Annotated in this window: 4 protein-coding genes and 1 pseudogene; all 5 read left to right on the top strand. The window is 68.1% G+C overall.

Features of this window, described 5'->3' with window-relative positions; all coding sequences use genetic code 11:
• Window positions 1-265, top strand: a pseudogene (locus HR086_RS41410) (prepilin peptidase); the annotation flags it as partial.
• Window positions 266-295: 30 nt separating this feature from the next.
• Complete coding sequence (locus tag HR086_RS41405; RefSeq protein ID WP_141648448.1) at window positions 296-1,744, top strand: type II and III secretion system protein family protein; 1,449 nt, start codon at window positions 296-298, stop codon at window positions 1,742-1,744.
• Window positions 1,745-1,906: 162 nt separating this feature from the next.
• On the top strand, window positions 1,907-3,697 hold the full coding sequence (locus HR086_RS41400) for an ATPase, T2SS/T4P/T4SS family (protein WP_174459001.1): 1,791 nt from the start codon (window positions 1,907-1,909) through the stop codon (window positions 3,695-3,697).
• Window positions 3,698-3,703: 6 nt separating this feature from the next.
• A complete protein-coding gene (locus tag HR086_RS41395) occupies window positions 3,704-5,920 on the top strand; it encodes an FHA domain-containing protein (RefSeq protein ID WP_174459002.1) in 2,217 nt (738 codons plus the stop codon).
• Window positions 5,921-5,965: 45 nt separating this feature from the next.
• The gene (polA, locus tag HR086_RS41390; RefSeq protein ID WP_174468375.1) at window positions 5,966-8,689 is read left to right on the top strand and encodes a DNA polymerase I; all 2,724 of its coding nucleotides are present in this window, start codon (window positions 5,966-5,968) and stop codon (window positions 8,687-8,689) included.
• Window positions 8,690-8,910: the final 221 nt, after the last annotated feature.

The raw sequence follows: 8,910 nt of genomic DNA, 5'->3' as shown, positions 1-8,910 counted from the left end.
GGTGGGCGCCGTGCTGGGGTTCCCGGCGTCGATGGCGGCCGCCGCGTTCATCTCCCTGGTGGGTGCGGCCCAGGCGGTGGTTTCGCTCCTGTGGCAAGGGGCGGTCTGGGACACGGTGGCGGCGGCGCTGCGGCGCTGGGCGGTGCGACTGCACCTGGCGCGCTCGGACGCGCAACCCACCGAGCGGCGTCATATCCCCTACGGGGTGGCCATCGCGCTCGGAACACTCTGGGCGCTGTGGTGGCAGCACGAAAGCTTGGGTTAGCGCAGAGACTTGGAAGAGGGGACACGCACGATGTTCACACGCTTCACGCATGCCGCCGCGCTTGGCGCACTCGTTGCCCTGGTGGCCAGTGGCTCCGCCCTGGCTCAGGATGGCACCAGCGTCAGCCTCGGGGTAGGCGCCCAGAAGGTTCTCACGATTCCAGGCCTCAGCAAGGTGGCCCTCGGCGACCCGTCCATCGCCGAGGTGAAGACGCTCGGCTCCGGTCAGCTCCTCATCACCGGTCAGGCGGAGGGCAAGACGACGCTGCTCATCTGGAAGACCACGGGGCAGCGCGTCAGCTACCTCGTGAACGTCCGCAAGCAGGACCCCAACGAGGTCATCTCCGAGATCAAGCGCCTGCTGGGCGAAATCGAAGGTGTCTCCGTCCGCATGGTGGGTGACCGCATCTACCTGGACGGTCAGGCGTACACCACGCAGGACGCGGACCGCATCGACCAGGTGGTGAGCCTCTATCCGAACGTGAAGTCGTTCGTGAAGATCGCCCCCAACGCCAAGAAGCTGGTGGCGCAGAACCTGAACGCGGCGTTCCAGAAGGCGGGCCTGAAGAATGTTCAGGCCAACGTCGTGGGCGCGACCATCTTCCTGGAGGGCTCGGTGGAGAGCCAGCAGGACCTCCAGAAGGCGGAGCTCATCACCAAGGCCATTGGCGAGAAGGTGGAGAACCTGCTCGTCGTCGGCATCAAGCGGATGATTCTCTCCGAGGTCCAGTTCGTCGAAATCCGCCGCAACAGCCGCGACCGTTACGGCATCCGCTACCCGTTGGATATCACGGGCTCGGCGACGGCCGCGGCCACGGTGACGCAGGAGCTGTTCCCGGGCACCTTCGGGCAGGGTGGCTCCAACCTGGGTCTGACGGCGGGCGCGGACTTCTCCATCGGCTTCCAGGGCAACGACGGTTACGGCCGCCTGCTCGCGCAGCCCAAGCTGGTGTGCGCCAGCGGTGAGAAGGCGGAGTTCCTGGCCGGTGGCGAGGTCCCCATCCCCCTCATCACCAACAACCAGTTCTCCATCGAGTACAAGAAGTACGGCGTCATCCTGAACCTGCGCCCCACCGCGGACCGCAACGGCAACATCCAGACGGAGATCGAGGCGGAGGCCTCTGAAATCGACACCTCCGTCGCCGTGTCCATCGGCGGTTCGTCCACGGTGCCCGGCTTCCGCACCCGCAAGGTGAAGACGAACGTCACCGTGCGCCACGGAGAGACCATCGTCCTGTCCGGCGTGTTCAGCCACGACGAGCAGAAGTCCATCTCGAAGATCCCCGGTCTGGGTCACATCCCCATCATCGGTGAGCTCTTCAAGAGCCGCGGGTTCGACTCCACCAAGCGCGAGCTGGTCATCTTCGTGACCCCACGCATCGTGAACCCGGACTCGGACAAGGTCCGCACCATCATCGAGGACGTGAAGAGCCGCTACAAGCAGGCTCGGTCCGAGGTGAACTTCAACATCTTCGACTGATGCTCGGGCGCCTCGGGGCGCCTTGGGTCGGGGCCCTGGGGCCCCTGGACGGGCCGGTTTCCTCCCTTTTCGGGGCGGATGCCGGCCCGTCGCCTTGCGGGCGGGCAGGTCGACTGCGGCTGGCGCTTTGAGGTGGAAGGGGTGCTTGCTAGCATCCGTCCCATGTTTTTGATCACCCTCGCGGAAAAGGGCGGCGGGACCGAGCAGCGTGAGTACCACAAGCCGGAAATCACCATCGGTCGGCTGCCCGGCAATGACATCATGCTCGCGAAGGGCAATGTCTCGAAGTACCACTCCCGCATCGTCGCCAAGGATGGCAAGTGCATCATCGTGGACATGAAGTCCACGAACGGCACCTTCGTGAACGGCAAGAAGATCGCCGCGCCACAGGTGCTGAAGCCGACGGACCAGATCTACATCGGCGACTACATCATCAACGTGGAGCCGCTGGTGGAGGAGGCGGGTCCGGCGATGACGCGCGCCGGTCAGGCCGAGGAGGCCTACGACGACGGGGGTGAGGAAGAGCCGTACGAGGAGGAGGAGCAGTACGAGGACGAGGAGCCGTACGAGGAGGAACCGCCTCCGGCTCCCGCGGCCAAGGCTCCTGTCGCCGGACGCATGCCCGCGTCCATGGCGTCCGCCCTGGCGAAGAACAAGAAGAAGGTGGACCCCCGGATGGAGCGCTACACGCGACTCCAGAAGGAAATCCACGACCGGCTCATCGAGTACCTCGACCTGCGTCGCATGGACATGGACCGGCTCGGCGACGACGAGCTGTGGCGCCGGACCGAGAAGGCCATCCGCGACATCATCGACCAGATGGAAGCGGACGGAGAGCTTCCGGAGGACGTGGACCGCGAGGAGCTGCTCACCGACGTCATCAACGAGGCGCTGGGCCTGGGGCCCCTCGAGGCGTTCCTCGCGTCGGATGAAATCAGCGAGATCATGGTGAACCACGCCAACCAGATCTACATCGAGCGCAAGGGCCAGCTGACGCTGTCGGAGAAGACCTTCTCCTCGAATCAGGCCGTGCTCGGCGTCATCGAGCGAATCGTGGCGCCCATCGGCCGCCGCATCGACGAGTCCAGCCCGCTGGTGGACGCGCGCTTGAAGGACGGCAGTCGCGTCAACGCCATCATCCCTCCGCTGGCGCTGAAGGGCCCTTGCATCACCATCCGCAAGTTCAAGAAGGACTCGCTGAAGATCTCGGACCTGGTGAAGTACAAGACGCTCACCGCGCAGATGGCCGAGTTCCTGGAGATGTGCGTCAAGGCGCGGCGCAACATCGTCATCTCCGGCGGCACGGGCTCCGGGAAGACGACGACGCTCAACATCATCAGCTCGTTCATCCCCGACAGTGAGCGCATCGTCACCGTCGAGGACGCCGCGGAGCTGCAGCTTCCCCAGGACCACTGGGTGCAGTTGGAGAGCCGCCCGCCCAACCTCGAAGGCAAGGGCGCCATCACCATCCGAGACCTGGTGAAGAACTGCCTGCGCATGCGGCCGGACCGCATCGTCGTGGGCGAGTGCCGCTCGGGCGAGACGCTGGACATGCTCCAGGCCATGAACACGGGCCACGACGGCTCGCTCACCACGCTGCACGCCAACACGCCGCGCGACGCCATCGCCCGGTTGGAGACGATGGTGCTGATGTCCGGCATGGAGCTGCCGGTGAAGGCCATCCGAGAGCAGATTGCCAGCGCGGTGCACATGATCGTGCAGCAGACGCGCTTCTCGGACGGTACGCGGAAGATCTGCTACGTCACGGAGGTGTCCGGCATGGAGGTCGACATCGTCACGCTCCAGGACATCTTCTATTACAAGCAGGACGGCTTCACGGAGGACCACAAGGTGCGTGGCCGCTTCGTGGCGTCCGGCTTCGTGCCGAAGTTCTATGACGAGCTTCAGCGCAAGGGCATCCCCGTCAACATGAGCATCTTCCGCGAGGACTGACGCGCCATGTCCACACTGGTCGTCCGTCTGCCCGATGGCACGGAAAACGAGTACGAAGTCGCCGGCGAGCTGAAGCTGGGCCGCCAGCAGGGCTGTGAGGTCCTTCTCACCGAGGGAGGGGTTTCGCGCACGCACGCGCGCGTCTTCTCCGAGGCGGGGACGGTCTTCATCGAGGACCTGGGCAGTGCCAACGGCACCTTCGTGGACGGCGAGCGCATCGCCGAGCCCACCGCGCTCACGCCTCAGTCCGAAGTCATTCTTGGCGACTACACGCTGAGCCTCAAGGCGGCGCCTGGTAGGGCCACCGGCGCGCGGCGCGCCTCCAAGCCCGCGGGCGCGGAGGCCATGCCCGTGGGCGCGGAGGGCGGCGGTGCTCGCGCCACCCGGGCCCTGCCCAGCATCAAGGCGAAGCCCGCTGGTGCCACGGGTGCGGGACCGGCGAAGCGGCCTCCCAGGCCCGTGGGCGGTCCTCCCGGTGGCGGTGGGCCCCTGCTGCGGGGCACCGTGGGGCCGTGGGCGGGGAAGACCTTCCCGCTCAAGGGCAAGGTGCTCGTGGGGCGCCTTCCTCCCGCGGGCATCATCCTGGAAGACGACTCGGTCAGCCGGAAGCACGCGGAGCTGGAGTCGGTCGGCGGCGGGGTGCGGGTGCGCGACCTGGGCAGTGCCAACGGCACGCTGCTCAACGGCGACCCGCTGGGCCCGGAGCCGGTGGACCTGGAGCCCGGGGACCAGCTCCAGTTCGGCGTGGTGGAGATGACGTTCGAGACGCCCCAGGCCGACGCTCCGGCCCGCCGAGGCGCGGGCTCGGCGCCCCCGTCGCGGCGGCGTGACAACGCGCAGGGTGGCGGCGCGGACCCGGAGGCCCGGCGCAAGAAGCTGTTCATCGCCGGAGGCGGCCTGGTGGGCGTGCTGCTGCTGGCGGCGCTGGGCAAGGCGCTGATGCCCGAGACGGCCGTGGACCCCGGAGGCCCCATGGGCACCGGGGCCGTCGTCGACCCCGCGCAGCAGGTGTCGGAGCTGCTCAGCGAGTGCCGCTCCTATGCCTCCAGCGAACTGGGGCCCCCCAACTGGGTCAAGGCCGAGCAGATCTGCTCGCAGGTGCTGGACCTGGACCCCATCAACACCGACGCCAACACCCTCATCCGGCGCATCAAGCTGGAGAAGGACGCGTTCGAGCACTTCTCCATGGGAGAGAAGCTGCAGCAGCGCCTCAAGCCCGAGGAGGCGCTGGACTCCTTCCGCAAGATTCCGAAGGAGAGCGAGTACTTCCGCCGCGCCCGCGCCAAGGCCGCCGAGGCCGCCGAGCAGGTGACGAAGCGCGCGCTGGACGACTGCAAGCGCTACCTGCGCGACTCGCAGTGGAGCGCGGCGGTGCCTCGCTGCCAGACGTACATGGCGGTGTGGTGCCAGAACCAGCCGCGTGACGACCTGCAGCCGCCGCTCGGCTACGAGGTGAGGCTGGAAGGGCGCCTGAAGAAGAACGAGTGGCGGCCCAAGGATCCGCTCTTCGTGAAGTTCCTCATCTCGCGCATCAAGCTGGACCCCAACTCGATTCCCTGGACGTGTCCGGTGGCGGAGGTGCTCAACCGCGACAACCTGCCCACGGACCCGAAGACGGTGGTGCTCGAGGCGGTGAAGGGCCGCTACCCGAACAAGCTGATGCAGGCGGCGATGATGGACTACTGGGCCGGCCGTGGCAGCGAGGCGCTGGCCACCCTGCAGAAGCTGCGCGCCAGCTCCGAGTCCGCGCAGTTCCACGCCCAGGCGGACGAGATGCTCAAGACGATGTCCACGGTGGATCAGCTCTTCAAGGGTGGCCAGAGCTACCTGGCCGCGGATGACCCGGAGAAGGCCGCCGAGCCGCTGCGCGAGGCGCTGGAGGTGGACAAGTCGCTGATGCTGGACCTGGCGGAGCCCAAGCCGTCGTTCTACCGGCGCAGCATCCTCGCGGACATGGCGGACAAGTCGTACCAGCGCGGCAAGCACTGGGCGGACCGCGACGACAAGCGCCGTGCGTGCCGGATGTGGAAGCTGGGCTTCGGCTTCTACGCGGGCAACCCGGACCTGAACAAGGCGGCGGGGTTCTGCTCCGCCACGGCGCTCTCCGCGTTCCGTCAGGCGGGCGGCTGCCCGGACATGGCGGCGGTGCTGGACTTCGCCGTCAAGGGTGACGGCGTGGAGGAGCTGGTCGTCGCGAAGAAGAAGGAGTGGAGCTGCCCCTAGCGAGCGAGTTGGACAGGGCGGGACGGGCGCGCTAGGCACGGGGGCATGGCCGACACCAGCCCCCCGCGCACCGCGCCCACCCTGGTCCTCATCGACGCGTCCGGCTTCATCTTCCGCGCCTACCACGCGATTCCGCCGCTCACGTCGAGCAAGGGCGTGCCCACCAACGCCGTGCTCGGCTTCACGCGCATGGTGCTCAAGTCCCTGCGGGACTTGAAGCCCACGCACGTGGCGCTCGCCTTCGACAAGGAGAGCCGCACCGAGCGCCAGAAGATAGACCCCAACTACAAGGCCCACCGCGAAGGGCCGCCCGAAGACCTGGTCCCTCAGTTCGCGCTCATCCGCCGCGTGGTGGAGGCGCTCAACCTGCCCATCCTGGAGTTCGCGGGCTGGGAAGCGGACGACGTCATCGGCACCCTGGCCCACAAGGCGAAGGCCGAGGGCTTCTGCGTCCAGGTCGTCACCGGGGACAAGGACTTCATCCAGATTGTCGACGAGGACGTGCGCCTCTTCGACCCGATGAAGGACGTGCACACCCGGCCCGAGGACGTGAAGGAGCGGCTGGGAATCGAGCCCCGGCAGATGCGCGACTACCTGGCGCTCATCGGCGACGCGGTGGACAACGTGGCCAAGGTGCCGGGCATCGGCCCCAAGACGGCCACGGAGCTCATCCAGCAGTTCGGTGACGTGGACACCCTCCTGTCCCGGCTGGACGAGGTGAAGAAGCCGAAGGTTCGGGAGAACCTCGCCTCGCATAGGGAGAGCCTCCTGCTCGCCCGGCGGCTGGTGACCTTCAAGACGGACCTGCCGCTCGACGTGCGCGTGGCGGAGCTGACCCGCAAGGAGGTGGACTCCGCGCGCGCGCGGGAGCTCTTCACGGAGCTGGAGTTCTACGCGCTGCTCAAGGACCTGCCCCAGCAGGGCCTGCCCGAGTCCTCCGAACCCGCGAAGGAGAAGCCCGCGCCCCTGGCCGTCACCACGACGCTGGTGGGCACCGACGCGGAGCTCCAGGCCCTGGCGGAGGCTGTGCGCGCCGCGGGCTCGGTCAGCCTGATTCCGGCCTACGAGGGCATGCCCTTCGCCTCGAAGCTGGTGGGCCTGGGCGTGGCGTTGCCGGATGCGAGCACGCGCTACGTGCCGCTGCGCCACGCGGTGCTGGGCGCCACGCAGGTGCGGCCCGAGTCCTTCACCGCCGCGTTCCGAGGCGTGTTGGAGGACCCGGCGGTGAAGAAGGGAGGGCATGACCTCAAGGCCCTCACACTGGTGCTGGCCAACGAGGGCCTCACCCTGGCCGGGGCGCACGACGACGTGGAGCTCTTGAGCTACCTGCTCAATCCCTCACGGCGCGAGCACGCGCTGGCGGACCTGGCGCGCGAGCGGCTGGCCACGGAGCTGCCCGCGCTTCCCGCGGCGGCGGAAGGCAAGCGGGGCAAGAAGGACAGGGCGCTGGCGGACCATTCGCCGGAAGAGGTCGCCTCGGGCTTCGCGGTGCGCGCGGAGGCGGCGCGCAGGCTGGCCCCGGAGCTTTGGAAGGAGCTGGAGGAGGCGAAGCTCGCGCAGCTGGCGCGGGAGCTGGAGCTGCCGCTCTTGCCCATCCTCGCGCGGATGGAGCAGCGGGGCGTGAGCCTGGACACGGTGGAGCTGGCGCGCATCTCCGTGAAGGTGGACGCGGCCGTCGAGGCGCAGGTGAAGGAGGTCTACAAGCACGCGGGCCACGAGTTCAACATCGGCTCCAACCCGCAGCTGGTCCAGGTGCTCTTCACCGAGCTGAACCTGCCCATCATCAAGCGCGGCAAGACGGGCCCCTCCGCGGACCAGGAGGTGCTGGAGAAGCTGGCCGAGGACCACCCGCTGCCTGGCGCCATCATCGAGTACCGCAGCCTGTCCAAGCTCAAGAGCACGTACCTGGACACGCTGCCCACGCTGGTGGCCCCCGACGGGCGCATCCACACGACGTACCACCAGGCGGCCACCGCCACCGGCCGCCTGTCGTCCACCGACCCCAACCTCCAGAACATCCCCGTGCGCACGGAGCTGGGCCGCGAGATTCGCCGCGCCTTCGTGGCCGCCCCGGGCCACCAACTGGTCAGCGCGGACTACAGCCAGGTGGAGCTGCGCCTGTTGGCCCATATCGCGGATGACGCCGTGCTCGTGGAGGCGTTCCGCAACGACGAGGACGTCCACAGCCGCACCGCCGCCGAGGTGTTTGGCGTCGCGCCCGACCAGGTGGACCGCGAGCAGCGCCGGGTGGCGAAGATGGTGAACTTCGGCATCGCCTACGGCCTGTCACCCCACGGCCTGGCCACCCGGCTGGGCATCCCCCAGGAGACGGCGCGCGACATCATCGAGCGCTACTTCATCCGCTACGCGGGCATCCGCCGCTACCTGGAGGAGACCGTCAACACGGCGCGCAAGACGGGCTACGTGGAGACGCTCTACGGCCGCCGGCGCTACATGGCGGACCTGAACTCGAAGAACCGGGGCGTGGCCCAGGCCGCCGAGCGCGCCGCCATCAACATGCCGATTCAAGGCACCGCCGCGGACCTCATCAAGAAGGCCATGCTGGTGGTGGACGCGGACCTGCGTGCCCAGGGCCTGCGCACGCTGATGCTCCTTCAGGTCCACGACGAACTCCTGCTGGAGGCACCCGACGCGGAAGTGGAGCAGGTGAAGGCGCTGGTGACGCGCGGCATGGCGGGCGTGGCCACGCTGAAGGTGCCGCTCAAGGTGGATGTCGGCGCGGGGCGGAGCTGGTCGGACGCCCACTGAAAAACAACACGGGAGGAGCGCCCACCCCCGTAGGCGCTCCCCCCGCGGACCCACTCGTTTTTTCGCTACCACCCCCACAAACAATGCCGACCCGTCCGACCGGCGAGTCGCGCGGACCCCCATCCACGCGTCTTGCCAGCGGCTCGCGATGCGCGCTCACCACTCCCCAGTGGGAGCACGCGACCCCACAAGGCGTGCCATGAGGTCCCCACCCCTGGCAC

The sequence above is a fragment of the Myxococcus sp. CA039A genome (assembly GCF_013336645.1).
Taxonomy (GTDB): domain Bacteria; phylum Myxococcota; class Myxococcia; order Myxococcales; family Myxococcaceae; genus Myxococcus; species Myxococcus llanfairpwllgwyngyllgogerychwyrndrobwllllantysiliogogogochensis.
The sequence above is the reverse complement of the archived record's forward strand: the minus strand, read 5'-3'. Positions and strand labels throughout refer to the sequence as shown.

Coding starts and splice junctions, on each gene's coding strand:
- HR086_RS41405 (WP_141648448.1), top strand. CDS start 296: ATGTTCACACGCTTCACGCATGCCGCCGCGCTTGGCGCACTCGTTGCC.
- HR086_RS41400 (WP_174459001.1), top strand. CDS start 1,907: ATGTTTTTGATCACCCTCGCGGAAAAGGGCGGCGGGACCGAGCAGCGT.
- HR086_RS41395 (WP_174459002.1), top strand. CDS start 3,704: ATGTCCACACTGGTCGTCCGTCTGCCCGATGGCACGGAAAACGAGTAC.
- polA (WP_174468375.1), top strand. CDS start 5,966: ATGGCCGACACCAGCCCCCCGCGCACCGCGCCCACCCTGGTCCTCATC.